The sequence below is a fragment of the Xanthomonas sp. SS genome, assembly GCF_014236835.1.
Lineage (GTDB): Bacteria > Pseudomonadota > Gammaproteobacteria > Xanthomonadales > Xanthomonadaceae > Xanthomonas_A.
Genome location: NZ_CP051190.1, coordinates 119,693 through 137,283, shown reverse-complemented (window position 1 = coordinate 137,283; position 17,591 = coordinate 119,693). Strand labels below are relative to the sequence as shown.

Sequence of the window (17,591 nt, the reverse complement as noted above, 5' to 3'; positions counted from 1 at the left end):
TACGCGCCAGCCTTGACGTCCGTACAGCGAGGCGCACGGGTGCGCCGTGTTGCCTATTCCTGCTCGTCGCGTGCCGGATCTTCGTCCGTATCGGCATCGGCGATGGGCAACTCGAGATCGAGCAGCGGGGTGAACTGCGCATCGGCCAGCGTCTCCACTCCGCGCAGGCGGCGCTCGATGGTGCGGGTCTTGCGGCTGGCATCCCCCAGGCTTTTACCGACGGTGCCGATCTGCTTCTCGGCCCTTTCCAGAATGCCGGCGAACTTGCCGAACTCGCTCTTGACCGCCGCCAGCACGCCCCACACTTCGCTGGAGCGCTTTTCGATCGCCAGGGTGCGGAAGCCCATCTGCAGGCTGTTGAGCAGCGCGGTGACGGTGGTGGGGCCGGCGATGACGATGCGGTGCTCGCGCTGCAGCAGGTCGGCCAGGCCGGGTCGACGCAGCGTCTCGGCGTACAGGCCTTCGGTGGGCAGGAACATCACCGCGAAATCGGTGGTGTGCGGTGGCGCGATGTACTTGTCGCTGATCGACTTGGCCTGCACCCGGATCGCGCGCTCCAACTGCGCACCCATCGCCAGCACCTGCTCCGCATCGCCCTGTTCCTGCGCGTCGAGCAGCCGCTCGTAGTCCTCACGTGGGAACTTGGCATCGATCGGCAGCCATACCGGCGTGTCCTCGTGGCCGCGGCCGGGCAGGCGCACCGCGAAATCGACCGCCTCGTTGCGCTCCGGGCGCACCCGCACGCCGCGCGCGTACTGCTCCTGGGTCAGGGTCTGCTCGAGGATGTTCTCCAGCTGCACTTCGCCCCAGCCGCCGCGGTTCTTGACGTTGCTCAGCACGCGCTTGAGATCGCCGACGCCGGTGGCCAGCTGCTGCATTTCGCCCAGCCCGCGCTGCACTTGCTCGAGTCGCTCGGAGACCAGCTTGAACGAGGCGTCCAGGCGCGTGTTGAGGGTGGTCTGCAGCTTTTCGTCGACGGTGCCGCGCATCTGCTCGAGCTTGGCCGCGTTGTCGGCCTGCAATTCCTTCAAGCGCTCTTCCAGGGTGGCGCGCATCTCGCCGATGCGCTGCTCGTTGCGCTGAATCAGTTCGTTGAGGCGCTGGCCGAGCGTGTCGGCGAAGCGCTGCTGCGACTCGGCGCCTTCCAGGCGGCCCTTGCGCGCGTCTTCGACCAGAGTCTCGCGCAGCCCGGTCAGGTGCGCGTCGATGCGCGCGATCAGCTCGCTCTGCTGCTGGCCGAACTGCAGCATGCGCGCGTCCTGCTGCTGGCCGAATGCGTCGAGCTGGCTGCGCATTTCGACCAGGCGTTGGTTGAGCAGTTCGGCGACGCGCTGCTGCGCCTCGCCGGCCTCGGCGCGGCCGCGCCGCGCGTCCTCGGTCAACGCTTCGCGCAGCAGGTCCAGGCGCTGGTCGGTGCGGGTGGACAGGTCGGACAGATGGCGGGCGAAGCCTTCGCTGCGCGCGTCCTGCTGCCGCGCCAGGCTGTCGAGCTGCTCGCGCAGTTCGCCGCGGCCGCTGCGCTGTTCTTCGCGCAGGACCTGCTCCAGCGCCGTGTGGTCGGTCCGGCGCAGCAGCACCATCAGCAGCAGCACGATGACGGCGCACAGCAGGCCGGCCAGGATCAGGAAATGGGGATCGGTTTGCATGCCGCCAGTGTAGCCGGCCGCGTCTCAGGCGCTGCGCCACGTGGACACGCAACCGCAGCCGAGGCCAGCGCACGGCGCAGCCACCGCCGGCGCGGCCGTCTTGCGCTGGCACCCGCGCCGATGCACGCTGCGTCGCCCGCACCCGGCCGGATTCCATGCTCACCCTGTACGGCAAATCCTCTTCGATCAACGTGCGCAAGGTGCTGTGGCTGTGCGCGGAACTGGACCTGGCGATCGAGCAGCTGCCCTACGGCGCCGGCTTCGCTGAGGTGGACACGCCGGAATTCCGCGCGTTGAACCCGAACGCAATGGTACCGGTGCTGCGCGATGGCGACTTCGTACTGTGGGAATCCAACAGCATCTGCCGCTACCTGGCGGCGCGCCAGCAGCGCGCGGACCTGCTGCCGACCGCGCCGCAGGCGCGGGCAACGGTCGAGCAGTGGATGGACTGGCAGGCCACCGAACTCAACAACGCATGGCGCTACGCGTTCATGGCGCTGGTCCGCGACAGCCCCGCGCATCGCGATGCGCAGGCGCTGGCGCAGGGCATGGCCGGCTGGCATCGGCACATGGGCATCCTCGACGCGCAGCTGCAGCGCACCGGTGCCTACGCGGCGGGCGCGGACTTCACCCTGGCCGACATCGTGCTCGGCCTGTCCACCCAGCGCTGGATGGCCACACCGATGCAGCGACCACCGTTGCCGGCGGTGGCGGCGTACTACGAACGCCTGTCGGCGCGCCCGGGCTTTCTGGTGCACGGGCGCAACGGCATCCCGTAGCCGCTCTTGGCGCAGCGCGCGCCGCAGCAGGTACTGGCTTTGCCCGCGGCGATACGTTGGTATAGGCCGGCGATGCGCATGGCCATGAAAAAGCGCCGCATGCGCGGTGGCCGGCGCCATGCCACGTATGCCAAGCTTTGCCGCGTCGCGAAGCTGCATCCCGGCCGCCGCGGCTAGACCCCGTGCATCCCCACTGCCGCCCGCGTTGGCGGCCTGCGGATGCCATGTCTTGCCGCAGCGCCGACGCCGCCGCTGCGTCCATGCCCGCGGGGCCTGCGCCCGTCGCCGACGCCGCAACCGCGCCTGTTCCGCCCTCATCAGGAGACCGCCATGGACCCCGACCCGCATCCGCGTGGCGCCATCGCCACGCTCCCGCCTGCGCTGTCCTTTCCACGCTTGCCCGGTCCCGCCCCGGAGACGTCCGCCCATCCGCAAGGGTGAGGCGTTCCTTCCGGCAGCGCGCCGGAAGGAGGTTCTCATGCTGCTGTACACGTCCCGTTTCCAACGCGCCCTGCACCGCGCCCTGCGCGCGGCGGTGGCCATGCACCGCGCCGACATCCTGTGCCAGCTGCTCGCCGCGCATGGCGTGCGTGCGTTCGGCAAGGCCCTGTCCGGCTTCCCCGCGCGCGTGCTCGCCGATGCGCTGTCGCTGCTGCCGGGCGAGGACCGCATCCGCGTGCTGGTGCGTCTGTCGCGGTCGGCGCGGCGGCGCCTGCGCCAGCCCGGTCCCGCCATGGCGGCGGTGCCGGGCTGGCGGCAGCGGGCGCTGGGCTGGTGGTCGGATTCGGCGGCGGCGCTGCGACGCGCGATTGCCACGCATCTGCCGCATCATGCCCGGTCCCTGTCGCCCGACATCTCCGCAGGTATTGCGATGACCCATCCGCTCCGCCACCGGTCGCCGCGCTGATGGAAGCGCTGCGCCTGTTCAATCTCGCCTCGCTGCTCGACACCGTGGTGAGCCTGTCCACCGCCTTCGCGCTGGGCGCGCTCATCGGCTTCGAACGGCAGGTGCGGCAACGCACCGCGGGCCTGCGCACCAACACCCTGGTCGCGGTCGGCGCGGCCATCTTCGTCTCGCTCGGCGACCGCCTGTTCGAGATCCATGGCGGCACCCAGGGCGCGGTGCAGGTGGTGGCCTACGTGGTCTCCGGCATCGGCTTCCTCGGTGCCGGCGCGATCATGAAGGAAGGCGCCAACGTCACCGGCCTGAACACCGCGGCCACGCTGTGGGGGTCGGGCGCGGTCGGCGCCTGCGCCGGCGCCGGGCTGGTCGCCGAAGCGGTGCTGGCGGCGGTGTTCGTGCTGCTCAGCAACACCTTGCTGCGCCCGGTGGTGAACCGGATCAACCGCCGGCCGCTGGAGGAATCCTCGATCGAGGCGACCTACGTGTTCTACGTGATCTGCGCCCGCGGCGTGCACGGCGCGGTGCGCGAGCGGCTGCTCGAGCTGCTGGAAGCCGCCCACTACCCGGCGCGCGAGGTGGACCAGCATCCGTTCGGCCAGCACGACGTGGAGATCGCCGCGACGCTGTACGCGACCGCGGTGCGCGCCGAAGAGCTGGATACGGTGATCCAGCACCTGGAAGGCGAACCCGGTGTACAACAGGCGTTCTGGAACGCCGGGGCCGAAGGCTGATCGCTCGGCCCCGCACCAGCAATCGCCCACCGCCATGACGCCGATGACCCGCTGCTTCACTTCGCCCTCGCCGCATCGCCGCCTGCTCGCGCTGGCGGCGCTGCTGCTGGCGCTGGGCGCGATCTTCGCCGCCGATACGCTGACCGATTACGGGGTGGCCGCCGCGTTGTTCTACACGGTGGTGATCCTGTTCGCGGTGCGGCTGCTCACCCGCGCGGGCATGCTGCTGCTCGCCGGCGCCTGCATCGTGCTGATCGTGCTCAGCTTCCAGCTCAGCTCCGCCGGCGCGTACCGGGTGGGCGTGATCAACTCGGCCATCAGCATCGTGGTGGTGGCGGTGACCACGTCCATCGCGGTGCAGATGGAGCGCGCCAAGGCGGCCGCGCATGAAGCGCAGGCGCAACTGCTGCGTCTGGCGCGCGCGCGCAGCCTGGGCAGCCTGACCGCCTCCATCGCGCACGAGGTCAACCAGCCGCTGGCCGCGATCGTCACCAGCGGCAATGCCTGCCAGCGCTGGCTCGGCCAGCAGCCGCCGAACCTGGAGCGGGCGCAGGCGGCATTGCAGCGGATCCTCGACGACGCCAACCGCGCCAGCGAGGTGATCGCGCGGATCCGCAGCCTCAGCAAGGGCGAGGCGCCGCGCAAGAGCGCGTTCGACCTCAACGCCGCGGTGCTGGACGTGCTGGCGCTGTCGCGCGGCGAGCTGGAGCGCAACGCCATCGCGGTGCGGGTGGAACTGGCGCCGGCGCTGCCGCCGGTGCTGGCCGATCGGGTGCAGATCCAGCAGGTGGTGGTGAATCTGTTGTTGAACGCGATGGAAGCGATGGCGCACACGCCGGCCGATGCGCGGTCGATCTGGGTCGGCACCGCGCAGGAGGATGCGGGGTCGCTGCGGCTGACCGTGGCCGATGCCGGCGTCGGCCTGTCGACCGAGACGCAGGCGCGCCTGTTCGACGCTTTCTGGACCACCAAGCCCGACGGCATCGGGATCGGCCTGAGCATCAGCCGCAGCATCGTCGAGGCCAGCGGCGGGCGTCTGTGGGCTGCACCGCGCAGCCCCTGCGGCGCGCTGTTCGGCGTCTGCCTGCCGATCGCAAAACCAGGAGCACGCCCATGAACCTGCCGCTGTCCGAACAGCGCCCGGTGGTGTATCTGATCGACGACGACGCCTCGATCCGCGCCGCGCTGGAAGACCTGTTCGCCTCGGTGGACCTGCAGGTGCACGCGTTCGGGTCCAGCCGCGAGTTCCTGCTGCACGCGCTGGCCGACGCGCCCAGCTGCATGGTGCTGGACATCCGCATGCCCGGGCAGAGCGGCATGGAATTCCACCGGCAGCTGCTGGAGGCCGGGCTCAACCTGCCGACCATCTTTATCACTGGCCACGGCGACATCGCGATGGGCGTGGAAGCGATGAAGAACGGCGCGATCGAATTCCTGACCAAGCCGTTCCGCGACCAGGACCTGCTCGACGCGATCCAGCACGGCATCGCCCGCGACCGCGAGCGCCGCCAGCGCGAGGCCGCGCTGGCCGAACTGCGCGGCCGCTGGGCGACGCTGACCGCGGGCGAGCAGGAGGTGACCCGGCTGGTGGTACAGGGGCTGTTGAACAAGCAGGTCGCCGCGCGGCTGCAGCTCAGCGAGATCACAGTCAAGGTGCGGCGCGGCCAGGCGATGCGCAAGATGAAAGCCGGGTCGCTCGCCGAACTGGTGCGGCTGGCCGAGCGGATCGGGCTGTAACGCGCGCGACGGCGACGGTTGCCGCGCGGCGCGATGGCGTCCTCCTTAGCCGCAGCCCCGTCGGCGGACAAGGCGGCCGGGCATAGCATTGCTGCACCGCATTCGGCGACACTCGCGGGCTTGTCCTGTCGCTCCCCGAGGCCCGCATGTCGTTCCTGTTCCGGCGCAAGTCGCTCGATCTGGTCACCGTCCACGAGGCCGGGCGCCGGCTGGTGCCCACGCTGAGCTGGCCGCACCTGGTGGCGCTGGGCATCGGCGCGATCGTCGGCACCGGCATCTACACCCTGATCGGGGTCGGCGCCGACAAGGCCGGGCCCGCGGTGCTGCTGTCGTTCGCGGTGGCCGGGGCGATCTGCGCCTGCGCCGCGCTGGCCTACGCGGAGATGGCGACGATGATGCCGGCCGCCGGCAGCGCCTACACCTACAGCTACATCGCGCTCGGCGAAAGCATCGCCTGGGTGGTCGGCTGGAGCCTGATCCTGGAATACTCGCTGGTGGTCAGCACGGTGGCGGTGGGGTGGTCGGGCTATGCGGTCGGCTTCCTCAAGGGCGTGGGCGTGGACCTGCCGCAGTGGCTGACCGCCGGGCCGCATGTGCCGGGCGGCTTCGTCAACCTGCCGGCGGTGCTGATCACCTTCGTCGTCGCCGGCATGCTGATGCTCGGCACCCAGGCCAGCGCGACGGTCAACGCGGTGCTGGTGGCGGTGAAGATCGCCGCCCTGACCGTGTTCGTGGTGATCGCGCTGCCGCATTTCGACAGCGCGCGGATGGAGCCGTTCATGCCGTTCGGCTTCGCCAAGTCGATGGGCGCCGACGGCGTCGAGCGCGGGGTGATGGCGGCCGCGGCGATCATCTTCTTCGCCTTCTACGGCTTCGACGCGATCTCCACCGCGGCCGAGGAAACCAAGAAGCCCGAGCGCGACCTGGCGATCGGCATCCTCGGCTCGATGGTCGGCTGCACCCTGATTTACGTCCTGGTGGCGCTGTCCGCGGTCGGCGCAATGAGCTACACCGTGTTCGGCCAGAGCGCCGAACCGCTGGCGCTGATCCTGCGCGAACTCGGCCAGGGCAAGGCGGCGACGCTGATCGCCGCGGCCGCGGTGATCGCGCTGCCGACGGTACTGCTGGCGTTCCTGTACGGGCAGAGCCGGATCTTCTTCGTGATGTCGCGCGACGGCCTGCTGCCGCGTGGCCTGTCCAAGGTCAGCGCGCGCACCGGCACGCCGGTGGCGACCACGCTGTTCACCGCGATCCTGGTGGCGGCGCTGGCCGGCGTGGCGCGGCTGGACGAAATCGCCGCGCTGGCCAACGCCGGCACCCTGGCCGCGTTCATCGCGGTGGCCGCCTGCCTGCTGGTACTGCGCGTGCGCGAGCCAAACCGGGTGCGCAAGTTCCGCACGCCGCTGGCGTGGGTGGTCGCGCCGCTGGCGATCGGCGGTTGCCTGTACCTGTTCTGGAGCCTGCCGCACACCACGCAGAAATGGTTCGCGCTGTGGAACGGGATCGGCGTGGTCGCCTACCTGCTCTACGGGCGCCGCCACAGCCTGCTGCAGCGTGGGGAGCAGCGCCCGTGACGCCGTCCTTCCAGACACTGCTGGCGCGCCACATCGGCAGCGCCTTCGCCCGGCAGATGGCGCTGGCCGACCTGCTCGGCGAACGCGGCTGGCGCCTGGATCTGGCCGAGGGCGTTGCGCACTTCGGCGACGACCTGCACTTCCCGGTGCAATTGCTGGGCAGCGCCGCCGAGGACAGCGCCAGCTGGCTGTGGGCCTGGGCCAACACCGCCAGCAACCTGCCTGAGCATCTGCTGGTCGCGGCGACTGCGCTGCGCGAGCGTGGCGAGCGCGATGGTCCGGCCGAACTGGCCACGGCGTCGCTGCCGCTCGAAGACGACGGCCACATGCTGGCCCTGCTCGCCGCCGCGCTGAGCGCGCGCTGCTACTACCGCGGCCCGTACCGCGGCGGCGCGCTGTTCTTCCTGGTCGACGACGTTCCGGCCACGGTGTTCGCGCCGTGCGACGACCCGCGCGTGCTCAGCCTGCTCGGACAATTGGTCGCGCAGTTCCCGCTCGACCACCGCGCGATGACCGAGGGTTTTCTCGACGACCAGGGGTATGCGCTGCAGCGCGAACCCGGGCAGACCGTCGCCACGCGCAGCGGCAGCCGGATCACGCTTGGCTTCGATGCGCTGGATCGGTTGACCCAATTGCAAGGCAGCCTCGCGCCGCAATCGACCCCCACGGCAGCGGCAAGCAAGCCGGCGCCGAAGTGGCAGTTCTGGAAAAAGTAACGACCGCCACGCATAGCCCCTCTCCCCTCGGGAGAGGGGTTGGGGTAAGGGTAAGGCGCGAAAGCGTCTCGCAGAGTTTGGGTACACGAGGCTGCGCCCGTACCCTCATCCGCCCCTGCGGGCCACCTTCTCCCGATGGGAGAAGGAACAGCCGCTAGCCCCTCTCCCACCGGGAGAGGAGTTGGGGTGAGGGTACGGCGCGAAAGCGTCTCGCCGAGTTTGGGTACACGAGGCTGCGCCCGTACCCTCATCCGCCCCTACGGGGCACCTTCTCCCGAGGGGAGAAGGGAACAGCCATAGCCCCTCTCCCACCGGGAGAGGGGTTGGGGTGAGGGTACGGCGCGAAAGCGTCTCGCCGAGTTTGGATGCACGAGGCTACGCCCGCCCCCTCGTCCGCCCTACGGTGGCCTTCTCTCAACGGGAGAGGGACAAATTGCGCGGCGCCGGGTCCTGCCGATTGCCATAAATGCATGCCTTGAAACGGATGCGAGCATCACCCGATCCAAGCAGAAGGCAACGCACCGGGACGCGCTCAACGCGCCGCCACCGCCGCCCGCCGAAATTCGCTGAAGTAGAACAGCAGCGCCGCCGTGCCGAAGCCGGCGCCGAGCAACGACAGCCCCGGCCAGCCGGCATAGGCGAAGACCGCCGCGGCCAGCAACGAACCGGTGGCGCCGCACACGAACACCGAGGTCATGAACAGGCCGTTGAGGCGGCCGCGCTGCTCCGGGGCCAGCATGTAGATGCTGCGCAGGCTCAGCACCTGGCATACCTGCACCGCCGCATCCAGCACCAGCGCGGCGACCACCAGCCACAGCAGCGCATGCGCGTGCGCGGCCCAGGCGCCGATGCCGAACGACAACGCCGCCGCGGCCAGCGCCCAGCCGGTGGCCGGGCGGGTCCAGCCGCGGTCGGCCATGCGCCCGGCCAGCGGCGCGACCAGGGCGCCGGCGGCGCCGGCCAGCGCGAACAGCGCGATATGCCGCTGGTCCATGCCGAAGGACTGCGCCAGCAGCAGCGGCGAGCCGGTCCAGAACACGTTGAACGCGGCGAACATCATGCCCTGGTAGAACGCGCGCCGGCGCAGCAGCGGCGTGGCGGCATACAGCCGTGGCAGCGAGGCCAGCACCGCGGCGTAGGACGCGCGCTGCGCGGGCCGGCGCTGCGGCAGGCGCCAGCGCAGCACCGCCATCAGCAACAGCATCATGCCCGCGGACAGGAAGAACACCGCGCGCCAGCCCAGGCTGGCGGCGACGAAGCTGGAGAACGGACGCGCCAGCATGATCCCGGCCAGCAGCCCGCCCATCACCGTGCCGACCACGCGGCCGCGGCTGGCCTCCGGCGCCAGGTGCGAGGCGAACGGCACCAGGATCTGCGTGGCCACCGCACACACGCCGACCACGAACGAGCCGATCAGGAAACCGGCCGCCGACTGCGACAGGCCGATGCCGAGCAGGCCCAGCACCACCCCGCCCAGCAGCAGGATCGCCAGGCGCCGGTTCTCGGCCACGTCGGCCAGCGGCACCAGCAACAACAGGCCGGCGCCGTAGCCGAGTTGGGTCAGCGCCACGATCAGCCCGGCCAGGCCCGCGTGCAGGCGCAGCTCCGGCGCGATGATGCCGATCAGCGGTTGCGAGAAATAGATGTTGGCCACCGCCAGACCGCAAGCGGCGGCGAACAGCGCGATCAGGCCGGAGGACAGACCGGCGGGTGCCGCATCGGCCTGGGAAGCGTGTGGGGACATGGGGGAGCCTGGCAGCGAAGGCGCCACGGTAGGCGCCGACGCCGGCGGACTCAAGCCGTCCCGCCACGACACAGCGTTGCGTCGTGGCTAGGCCGCGTGCCCAGCCCCCGCGCGATCCGCGCGGGAAGTGGCGGCACGCCTGGTCGCGCCGTGCGGACTCAGCCGGCGCGGCGCGACCGGCGGGTTACCACCAGCGCATGCCTTCGAAGGGGTTCCAGCTGGTGCTGCCCTTCTTCACTTCCAGGTAGTAGGCGTAGTTGGCGATCATGCCGACCAGCACCGAATACGCCACGCCCAGGCCGTTGACGACCATCCGCGGCAGGAAGAACGACAGCACGCCGATCAGCAGCGAGATGCCGATCAGCACGATCGCCTTGCGCCACAGGCCGAGGATGAAGAAGTAGATCCAGCCGAAGAAGAACGCGAAGAAGTTCATGTTGATCTTCAGGCGGTCGCCGAACGACGGCAGCGCCTTGAACGCCGGCTTGAAGCCGGGCGAGGCAGGCCCGCCGTGGCGGTCGAAGAAGTCGAAGCGGAACTGCCACTTCGGGCTGAGCGGCGCGCGCTCGGGGAGGTTCTGGGTACTCATGGAGACGCAATTCCTTTTATGTAATCGTTTTCATTGTAGCTGAATAGGCTGCTGCGCACCATACGCGGCCCAGATTTGGCACCAATCTGGTGCGCATGGTCCGTCGATGCAGTGGGCTGCATAGGAGCCAGGCACCGGATCCACAGCGGGGCGGTATAGGCGTCAGGAACTCGGCCTGCGAACGCCGCAGACGCCGCATGCATGCGCCGCTGGCGCGCGCGACGCCAAGCTCCAATCAGCGTCCCAGGCCGCGCCCGATCCTGATCGCCTCGGCCACGTTCCTGGCCGCCAGGCGCAGGTTCGCCGCGGCCTCGGCCAGCGCCTGCTCCAGCGTGCAAGCACGCTGCACCGCGCCGAACATCGCGTCGATGCCGTGCGCATGCAGAAGCTCGGCACCGGCCCCCAGACCGCCGGCGATCGCGACCACCGGCTTGCCGTGGCGTTTGGCGATGCGGGCCACGCCGAGCGGGGTCTTGCCGTGGACGCTCTGGCGGTCGAGGCGGCCCTCGCCGGTGATCACAAGGTCGGCATCGGCCACCAGCGCGTCCAGCCCCAGCGCCTCGGCGACGATGTCCGCGCCCGGGCGCAGCTGCGCGCCCAGAAACGCGACCAGCGCGGCGCCCAGACCGCCGCCGGCCCCGCCACCGGGCAACCCGGCGAGCGCGATGCCGAGGTCGGTTTCGATCACCGTGGCGTAGTGCTGCAGGTTGGCGTCGAGCTGGGCGACCAGCGCCGGGGTGGCGCCCTTCTGCGGCCCGAACACCGCCGAAGCGCCCGCCGGCCCGGTCAGCGGATTGTCGACATCGCAGGCGACCTCGATCGCGCACTGTCGCAAGCGCGGATCCAGGCCGCTGGCATCGATCCGCGCCAGCCTCGCCAGTGCGCCACCGCCCACGCCGGCGTCCAGCGCACGGCCGTGCGCGTCGAGCAGGCGCACGCCCAGCGCCTGCGCCATGCCGGCGCCACCGTCGTTGCTGGCGCTACCGCCGACACCGACGATGAGCTTGCGCGCGCCGGCATCCAGCGCTGCCAAGAGCAGTTCGCCGACGCCGTAGCTGGTGGCGGCGAGCGGGTCGCGGCGGCCCGCCGGCACCAGCGCCAGCCCGCTCGCCGCGGCCATTTCGACGATGCCGGTGCGGCCATCGCCGGTGATGCCGAAGAAGGCTTCGACCGGCGCGCCCAGCGGCCCGGTCACCGTGCGCCCGACGACGCGGCCGCCGGTGGCCGCGACCAGCGCCGCGACCGTGCCCTCGCCGCCGTCGGCGACCGGCACCTTGACGTAGCTCCACGCCGGAAACACTTCGCGAAACCCCGCCTCGATCTGCGTGGCCGCCTCCAGCGCCGACAGGCTTTCCTTGAACGAATCCGGGGCGATGACGATCTTCATGGTCGCCCCGATGCTAGCCGATGCGACGGCGACGGTTTGGCGCGTGCGGCACTGCGTACGCCGATGCCGGGCCTGAGCCGGTCTTCGGTCATCGGCGAGCGCCACCACCAGGGGCGATCGCGTGAACCGGCCGCCTGCCTAGGTCCCAGTAGACCCGGCGTGCGCCTGCGCCGCCGCCCAGTCCTGCGCCTGCTGCATCACCCGCAGCACGTTGCCGCCCCAGATGGCGGCGATCTGCTGCTCGCTGTAGCCCTTGCGCAGCAACCAGGCGGTGATCTTGGGCAGGTCGGTCACGTCCTCCATGCCGACCACGCCGCCACCGCCATCCCAGTCCATGCCGATGCCCACGTGCTCGGGACCGATCAGCGTCAACACATGCTCCAGGTGCGCGAAGAAGTCGTCCAGCGTCGCCTGCCGCACCGGATACTTGGCGTCCAGCGCCTTCATCTCTTCGCCGAGCTTGAGCCCGTCGGCCAGCTGCAGATGCTCCCAGCCGCCGTATTTGGCCATCAATGCTTCCTCGGCGGCCTTGCGCTCGGGGCCGGCACCGTTGTCGATCAGGTAGCCGCCGTAGGAATTCATCTGGATCACCCCGCCGTGCGCCGCCAGCACCTTCAGCCGCGCATCGTCGATGTTGCGCGGATGCGCATGCACCGCGCGCGCGCCGCTGTGCGAAAGCAGGATCGGCACCGGCGACAGCGCGATCAGCTGATCGAACACCGCATCGGAGGCATGCGACTGGTCGATGACGATGCCCAGCTTCTGCGCCTGCTGCACCAGCTCCCGACCTGCGGGACTCAAGCCCTGCCATTCCGGTCCCTTCGGATCGGTGGCCGAATCGGCGAACTCGTTGTTGAGGAAATGCGCCGTGCTCATCAGCCGCAGGCCTTGCGCGTAATAGAAGCGCAGCAGCGTGGGATCGGCGACCAGCGGGCTGGCGTTCTCCATGCTCAGGTACACCACGCGCTTGCCGGCGGCCTTGATCCGCGCCGCATCGGCCGGCGTGGTGGCCAAGCCGAACTGCTTTGGATAGGCCGCGAGCAGCGCGTGGATCGCCATCAGGCGCTGCAGCCCGGCGTCGCGATCGTCCAGGTGCGCTTGCTTACTGCGATCGCCCTGGCCGGTGTAGATCGCCCAGAAGCCGCCGTCCAGCGCGCCGTCCAGCATGCGCGGATAGTCCACCTGCGCCAGGCGATTGCCGGCATGCGCAGCCATCATGTCGAAATCGCCGCGCTCGAAATTGGCCGGCGTATCCAGATGCGAATCCAGCGTCAGCAGGCGCTGCTGCAGCGCGGTGGCGCGCGCCAGCTCCGCCTTGGTGAAGTCGACGGCATGCGCCGGCAACGCCGCGGTCAGCGCCAACGATACGGAAAGGCATAGGGCGTGCAGGTTCATACGCAGGAATTCTCGGAGAGAGCGACGATTCGATGATAGCCATGCCGCGTCTGCCGCGACCCGCCACGGCGGGTAGGTGCGCGCATCGGGGTGGTGGCGCCCGCCGCTCGGTCAGATCGGTCCGGGCTGCTGCGAGCGATGCCGGTCAGCCGGATGCATGCGGCGTGCATGCTTCGCCATGCAGCGCCCCCGCCGCCAGCAGCGCATCGACCATCTCGCCCAGGGTCTGCGTCGCCGTCCCCTCCCAGAAACAGGCAGGCATCGCGATCCCGAGCTGCTCCTCGATTTCGCCGATAGCGTCCTCGACGTCGTAGTCGATGTCGAGCGCACCGAAGCGCGGTCCGCCGCAGACGACGGCGAACGCGTCCTCGGGCAGGAAACAGGGACCGGGCCAGCGCAGGCGCCGCGCCAGGATCGCACCGATCACGCGCGCCGCCCGCTGCCGCGCGCCGCCGCCCCACAGATCCAGCAACGCGGTGCTGCGCGCCTTCTGCTGGGCGCGGAGTCGCCCGAAGAACGACAGGTCCGGGCCGAGCCACCTGACGCCGATGAAGAATCGCTGGCGCGCGCTGGTCGGCGGATAGCTGGACGGGTAGCGCAACGGCGACGCCGGATCGGGACAAGCGGTAGTCGTTGGCGTGTGCACGGCAGCCTCCCAGGGATCGCCGCAGCGGGGAACAATGCTTGGACAGGGACTCCGAACCCTGCCCTGCCGCGCGCCGCGAAAGCGTAGCGCCCGCGGGTCGGACACACCAGTCTGCGGCAGAGCGCGAGTGCATTGCGTGGAAAGGCCGCGCAACGCTTACGGCGCTACCGATCGATCCCGCGCTTGCGTGACGCGACCGGCGCGACCTGCGCACCGCTACGCACTCCACTCCGCGTCATGCCGATGCCGATGCCGCAACGGGGGTCTGCCCCGCCCATACTTCCGGACCGGCCTGGCAATAACGCGCGATGAAGTCCTGCTGCGACGGCATCTGCGCCACCGCGCGGTCGATGGGCTGGCGGATCGTGTCGAGGAACTGCTGCAGCTGCTGGTCCGGCAGCGCACGCGCCAGCAGGTGGTGCTGCGCCGGCACGATGCCCTGGCCGAGCAGCACGTGGATCCACGAATCCACCCGGAACAGTTCGTCGCTGCCTTGCCAGGCATGCGCTCGCTCGCGCCAGGCGCGCAACCGCTGCTGCAGCGAATCGGGCAACGTCATCTCGCGGCAGGCCTGCCACATCGGTTCGTCGCGCTGGTTGGCGTGGTAGTGCAGGATGATGAAATCGCGCACGTGCTCCATCTCGGCGCGGCTGACCTCGTTGTAGAGGTCGGCCATCGACGGCGCGATGCCGTCGGTGGGGAACAGCGTGATCAGCCGCATCACCGCGGCGATGGTCAGGTGGATGCTGGTCGATTCCAGCGGTTCGATGAAGCCGCTGGCCAGGCCCAAAGAAACCACGTTCTTGTTCCAGGCCTTGAGCCGGCGGCCGGTGCGGAACGGCACCAGCCACGGGTCCTTGATCGGCGGCGCGGCGGCGTCGTGCAGCAACTTGGCGCGCGCTTCGTCGTCGGACAGATGCGCGCTGGAAAACACCAGCCCGCAGCCGACGCGGTGCTGCAGCGGGATATGCCAGCGCCAGCCCGCGGCGTGGGCGATGGCCCGGGTGTACGGCACCGGCGCCGCCACCGCTTCGGTCTGTACCGCCACCGCGCGATCGCATGGCAGCCACTGCTTCCAGTCTTCGTAGCCGGTGTGCAGGGTCTGCTCGATCAACAGGCCGCGGAACCCGGTGCAGTCGATGAACAGGTCGCCTTCGACCAGCGTGCCGTCTTCCAGCAGCAGCGCCTCGACGAATCCGCTCTCGGCGTGCTGCCGCACCTGCTGGATCTTGCCTTCCACGCGCTTGAGGCCGTGGCGCTCGGCGTGACGGCGCAGCAGCCGCGCGTACAACCCGGCATCCAGGTGATAGGCGTAGTTGACCGGCGGCGACTGCTGCAGCGCGAAGCGGTCCACGCGCGAGGCCACGGTTTCCAGGCAGTAGTCGCCCAGTTCGGAGACCATCCCGCGCCGCTGCGCCTCCAGCCAGAAATGGTGGAACGCGCAAACCAAAGTGCTTTGTCCGGTGAGGCCGAACGGGTGGATGTAGCGCGCGCCGTGCCGTGGCCAGTTCTCGAAGGAAATGGAGAGCTTGAAGGTGCCCGCGACGCTGCGCAGGAACTCCTGTTCGTCGATCTGCAGGAACCGATGGAAGCTGCGGATCGGCGGCACCGTGGATTCGCCGACGCCGACCGTGCCGATCTGCTCGGATTCGATCAGGGTGATGTCCAGCAGGTCGCGGAACTGGTGCGCCAGCGCGCAGGCGGCGATCCAGCCTGCCGTGCCGCCACCCGCGATCACCACCTTGCGTATCTGGGCCATTGCGTCGTCTCTCCTGCAGTGATGGATGGTGGCGCGCGCGGCGGCGCGCAGCCTTGGATGGGCCGCGGTCAGCGGTTGAGCTTGGCCAGCAGCATCGCGCGCAGCTGCCGCGCCTGCATGTCGTCGATCGGCCCGAGCAGTTGCCGCGCCGGCGCCGGCAGGTGCGCGCCGGCGCGCTCGGCCGGGCCGAACACGTAGTAGTCGAAGATGGCGCGCCACGCCTCCTTCTCCGCCTCGGGCCGGTCGCGGATCGCCCACAGCGCGTGATACAGCGCCTGCATCGGTGCCGGCAGATGGGCCGGCGCGCTGCTCCACCAGTAGTTGACCAGCACGTTGAACGGCTCCAGCCCTTCCACGTGATGCCACCACAGGCTGGGCAGGAACAGCGCATCGCCCGGTTCCAGCACCGCGCTGCGGCCGTGCGCCAGCGCCTCGGCAAAGCGTGGGTAGCGCGCGACGTCGGGCGCGGCGAAATCCACCACGCTGATCGCCTGCCCGCCCGGGGTCGGCTCCAGCGGACCGGGATAGAGATTGCCGATCTGCTCCGGCGGGAACACGGTGAAGCGGCGCCGGCCGACCGCGCAGCAGGCCAGGTTGTTCGGCGCGTCGTAGTGGCAGGACGCGGTGATGCGGTTGCCGATCCAGATGCTCGGCCGCACCTGCAGGCCATGCGCGGCGAAGTCCACATCGTTGCCGTCGCGGAATCCCGGCAGGTTGTCGTCCACCGGCAGCGAGGCCAGGTAGTAGGCCGGCGGCCGCGGATCGTCCAGGTGCGTGGCGATCGCCTCCAGCAGGCCGTGCAGGTCGCTGCGCCGCACCTCGAAGTTCAACGCGGTGAAGTCGTCGTTGTAGAACGGCCGGCCGGCGATCTCCGGCGCGCCGTAGGAATATTGCAGCGCGCGGCCGTTGCTGTGCCCGCGCAACAGGTCCATCGCCTCGCGGGTGTCGCGCAGGCCGGCCTGGACCAGCGCCCAGTCGCGCGCCACGCCACGCAGCACCACCGGCTCGCCTGCGGCGAGCAGGTCGGCCAGCGGCAATGCGCCGGCCCGGCAATCGTTACGCTCGGCAATCGCCGCCAACGCGTCCACGTCGCTCAGGCGGCCTGCCCGGAGGCGACCGCGTCCACGCCGACATGCTGCAGGCGGCGCTGCTTCTCGGCCATCAGCCGGCGCATGTTGTGCAGCGACGCCAGCAGCAGATAGACCCCTTCCAGGTAACCGGCGCGGTGCAGCCCATGCAGCGACGGCGCATCCAGCGCCGCCAGCCGTTCGCGGTCGATGCCGTACAGCCCGGCCAGATGCACGTTGTGCGCCTGCCCAAGCTGCACGTCGATGCGCAGCGGCTGGATCAGGCCCAACGCATCGAAGGCGGCGAACATCGCGTCGCCGCCTTCCACGCCGTCGCGGATGCCGCGCAGCACGGTGATGATGTGCTCCAGATACGGACTGTTCCCGCCCTGCGGCAGGAACACCCGTTCGCCTTCGTCGAAACTCACCCGCGGGTGGTCCAGATCGACGTGGATCACCGGTTCGCGGCGCAGCACGCCGTCCTCCTGCTGCTCCTGGAACCCGATCAGGAACGGCCCCTTGGCGACGATGCCCGGCAGGTATGCCGCATTCCAGCGCGCGTCCTGCAGGAACAGGTTTTCCTGCTGCTCGAAGCCCAGCAGCGCCACCGACTGGAAACCGCCGCCGTCCGGGTCCTTGCGCAGCAGGATCGGATACTCGCGCTGCAACTCGGCGTATTCGGTCGGGAACGCCTGCACCACGCCGGCGGCGTCGCCGAACTCCGGGCCGAAGCGCAGGATCACCCGCAGGTCCTGGTGGGCCACGTTGTTGAGCAATTCGTATCGGGCCATCTGGACTCCAGCGGATCGGTGGCGGAACTGGGTGGGACGCCACGCGACCATTGCAGCAAAGCGCCGCGCCCGCAAGACGCGCTGCGGCGTGGGCGCCGTTGCCGCACGCGGCCATTGCCGCGCGCG

16 protein-coding genes are annotated in these 17,591 nt (G+C 70.1%); 7 read left to right on the top strand and 9 right to left on the bottom strand.

Translation table 11 applies throughout. The features are described 5' to 3' along the window. Positions 1 to 53 precede the first annotated feature (53 nt). Positions 54 to 1,646 carry a DNA recombination protein RmuC gene (locus HEP74_RS00640; RefSeq protein ID WP_185814747.1) on the bottom strand — a complete coding sequence of 531 codons (1,593 nt, stop codon included), beginning with the start codon at positions 1,644 to 1,646 and terminating at the stop codon, positions 54 to 56. Positions 1,647 to 1,801: 155 nt separating this feature from the next. Between HEP74_RS00640 and HEP74_RS00635 the strand changes: the two genes are divergently transcribed. The 7 genes from HEP74_RS00635 (at position 1,802) to HEP74_RS00605 (ending at position 8,087) form a co-directional block, all read left to right on the top strand. Beyond that, positions 1,802 to 2,425, top strand: coding sequence for a glutathione S-transferase family protein (locus tag HEP74_RS00635; protein WP_185814746.1), 624 nt, complete (start codon positions 1,802 to 1,804; stop codon positions 2,423 to 2,425). 478 nt (positions 2,426 to 2,903) lie between these two features. Next, positions 2,904 to 3,332, top strand: a complete 429-nt coding sequence (locus HEP74_RS00630) for a hypothetical protein (protein ID WP_185814745.1) — start codon at positions 2,904 to 2,906, stop codon at positions 3,330 to 3,332. Next, positions 3,332 to 4,060 carry an MgtC/SapB family protein gene (locus HEP74_RS00625; protein ID WP_185814744.1) on the top strand — a complete coding sequence of 243 codons (729 nt, stop codon included), beginning with the start codon at positions 3,332 to 3,334 and terminating at the stop codon, positions 4,058 to 4,060. Before HEP74_RS00630 ends, HEP74_RS00625 begins: the two co-directional genes overlap by 1 nt. 43 nt (positions 4,061 to 4,103) lie before the next feature. Continuing rightward, positions 4,104 to 5,177 (top strand): sensor histidine kinase, encoded by a 1,074-nt coding sequence (locus tag HEP74_RS00620; RefSeq protein WP_524540813.1) that lies wholly within the window; start codon positions 4,104 to 4,106, stop codon positions 5,175 to 5,177. A gap of 8 nt (positions 5,178 to 5,185) precedes the next feature. Further along, complete coding sequence (locus HEP74_RS00615) at positions 5,186 to 5,797, top strand: response regulator transcription factor (RefSeq protein WP_185816433.1); 612 nt, start codon at positions 5,186 to 5,188, stop codon at positions 5,795 to 5,797. A 146-nt stretch (positions 5,798 to 5,943) separates the two neighbouring features. Further along, on the top strand, positions 5,944 to 7,371 hold the full coding sequence (locus HEP74_RS00610; protein ID WP_185814742.1) for an amino acid permease: 1,428 nt from the start codon (positions 5,944 to 5,946) through the stop codon (positions 7,369 to 7,371). After that, positions 7,368 to 8,087: a DUF6882 domain-containing protein gene (locus HEP74_RS00605; RefSeq protein ID WP_185814741.1), complete on the top strand. Its 720-nt coding sequence runs from the start codon at positions 7,368 to 7,370 to the stop codon at positions 8,085 to 8,087. The genes HEP74_RS00610 and HEP74_RS00605 overlap by 4 nt, the downstream gene beginning before the upstream one ends. A 532-nt stretch (positions 8,088 to 8,619) precedes the next feature. Here HEP74_RS00605 and HEP74_RS00600 read toward each other — a convergent pair. The 8 genes from HEP74_RS00600 to HEP74_RS00565 all read right to left on the bottom strand — a co-directional run bounded on the left by HEP74_RS00600 (position 8,620) and on the right by HEP74_RS00565 (position 17,465). Then, positions 8,620 to 9,831, bottom strand: coding sequence for an MFS transporter (locus HEP74_RS00600; RefSeq protein ID WP_185814740.1), 1,212 nt, complete (start codon positions 9,829 to 9,831; stop codon positions 8,620 to 8,622). Positions 9,832 to 10,015: 184 nt separating this feature from the next. Then, the gene (locus tag HEP74_RS00595; protein ID WP_185814739.1) at positions 10,016 to 10,420 is read right to left on the bottom strand and encodes a DUF2628 domain-containing protein; all 405 of its coding nucleotides are present in this window, start codon (positions 10,418 to 10,420) and stop codon (positions 10,016 to 10,018) included. A 235-nt stretch (positions 10,421 to 10,655) separates the two neighbouring features. Next, positions 10,656 to 11,807: a glycerate kinase gene (locus HEP74_RS00590; RefSeq protein WP_185814738.1), complete on the bottom strand. Its 1,152-nt coding sequence runs from the start codon at positions 11,805 to 11,807 to the stop codon at positions 10,656 to 10,658. 138 nt (positions 11,808 to 11,945) lie between these two features. Beyond that, entirely contained in the window at positions 11,946 to 13,202 is a 1,257-nt protein-coding gene (locus tag HEP74_RS00585) for a dipeptidase (protein WP_185814737.1), read from the bottom strand. Positions 13,203 to 13,347: 145 nt separating this feature from the next. Continuing rightward, the gene (locus HEP74_RS00580) at positions 13,348 to 13,803 is read right to left on the bottom strand and encodes a hypothetical protein (protein WP_185814736.1); all 456 of its coding nucleotides are present in this window, start codon (positions 13,801 to 13,803) and stop codon (positions 13,348 to 13,350) included. A 280-nt stretch (positions 13,804 to 14,083) separates the two neighbouring features. Continuing rightward, positions 14,084 to 15,607, bottom strand: a complete 1,524-nt coding sequence (locus tag HEP74_RS00575) for a tryptophan halogenase family protein (protein ID WP_185814735.1) — start codon at positions 15,605 to 15,607, stop codon at positions 14,084 to 14,086. A 68-nt stretch (positions 15,608 to 15,675) separates the two neighbouring features. Continuing rightward, on the bottom strand, positions 15,676 to 16,695 hold the full coding sequence (locus HEP74_RS00570; RefSeq protein WP_185814734.1) for a cupin-like domain-containing protein: 1,020 nt from the start codon (positions 16,693 to 16,695) through the stop codon (positions 15,676 to 15,678). Between the two features lie 5 nt (positions 16,696 to 16,700). Then, positions 16,701 to 17,465 (bottom strand): SapC family protein, encoded by a 765-nt coding sequence (locus HEP74_RS00565; protein ID WP_185814733.1) that lies wholly within the window; start codon positions 17,463 to 17,465, stop codon positions 16,701 to 16,703. Positions 17,466 to 17,591: the final 126 nt, after the last annotated feature.

Excerpts from the sequence above, each read along its gene's own strand:
- HEP74_RS00640 (WP_185814747.1), bottom strand. The coding sequence starts at position 1,646 with ATGCAAACCGATCCCCATTTCCTGATCCTGGCCGGCCTGCTGTGCGCC.
- HEP74_RS00630 (WP_185814745.1), top strand. The coding sequence starts at position 2,904 with ATGCTGCTGTACACGTCCCGTTTCCAACGCGCCCTGCACCGCGCCCTG.
- HEP74_RS00575 (WP_185814735.1), bottom strand. The coding sequence starts at position 15,607 with ATGGCCCAGATACGCAAGGTGGTGATCGCGGGTGGCGGCACGGCAGGC.
- HEP74_RS00590 (WP_185814738.1), bottom strand. The coding sequence starts at position 11,807 with ATGAAGATCGTCATCGCCCCGGATTCGTTCAAGGAAAGCCTGTCGGCG.
- HEP74_RS00635 (WP_185814746.1), top strand. The coding sequence starts at position 1,802 with ATGCTCACCCTGTACGGCAAATCCTCTTCGATCAACGTGCGCAAGGTG.
- HEP74_RS00600 (WP_185814740.1), bottom strand. The coding sequence starts at position 9,831 with ATGTCCCCACACGCTTCCCAGGCCGATGCGGCACCCGCCGGTCTGTCC.
- HEP74_RS00620 (WP_524540813.1), top strand. The coding sequence starts at position 4,104 with ATGACCCGCTGCTTCACTTCGCCCTCGCCGCATCGCCGCCTGCTCGCG.
- HEP74_RS00565 (WP_185814733.1), bottom strand. The coding sequence starts at position 17,465 with ATGGCCCGATACGAATTGCTCAACAACGTGGCCCACCAGGACCTGCGG.
- HEP74_RS00585 (WP_185814737.1), bottom strand. The coding sequence starts at position 13,202 with ATGAACCTGCACGCCCTATGCCTTTCCGTATCGTTGGCGCTGACCGCG.
- HEP74_RS00610 (WP_185814742.1), top strand. The coding sequence starts at position 5,944 with ATGTCGTTCCTGTTCCGGCGCAAGTCGCTCGATCTGGTCACCGTCCAC.
- HEP74_RS00625 (WP_185814744.1), top strand. The coding sequence starts at position 3,332 with ATGGAAGCGCTGCGCCTGTTCAATCTCGCCTCGCTGCTCGACACCGTG.
- HEP74_RS00595 (WP_185814739.1), bottom strand. The coding sequence starts at position 10,420 with ATGAGTACCCAGAACCTCCCCGAGCGCGCGCCGCTCAGCCCGAAGTGG.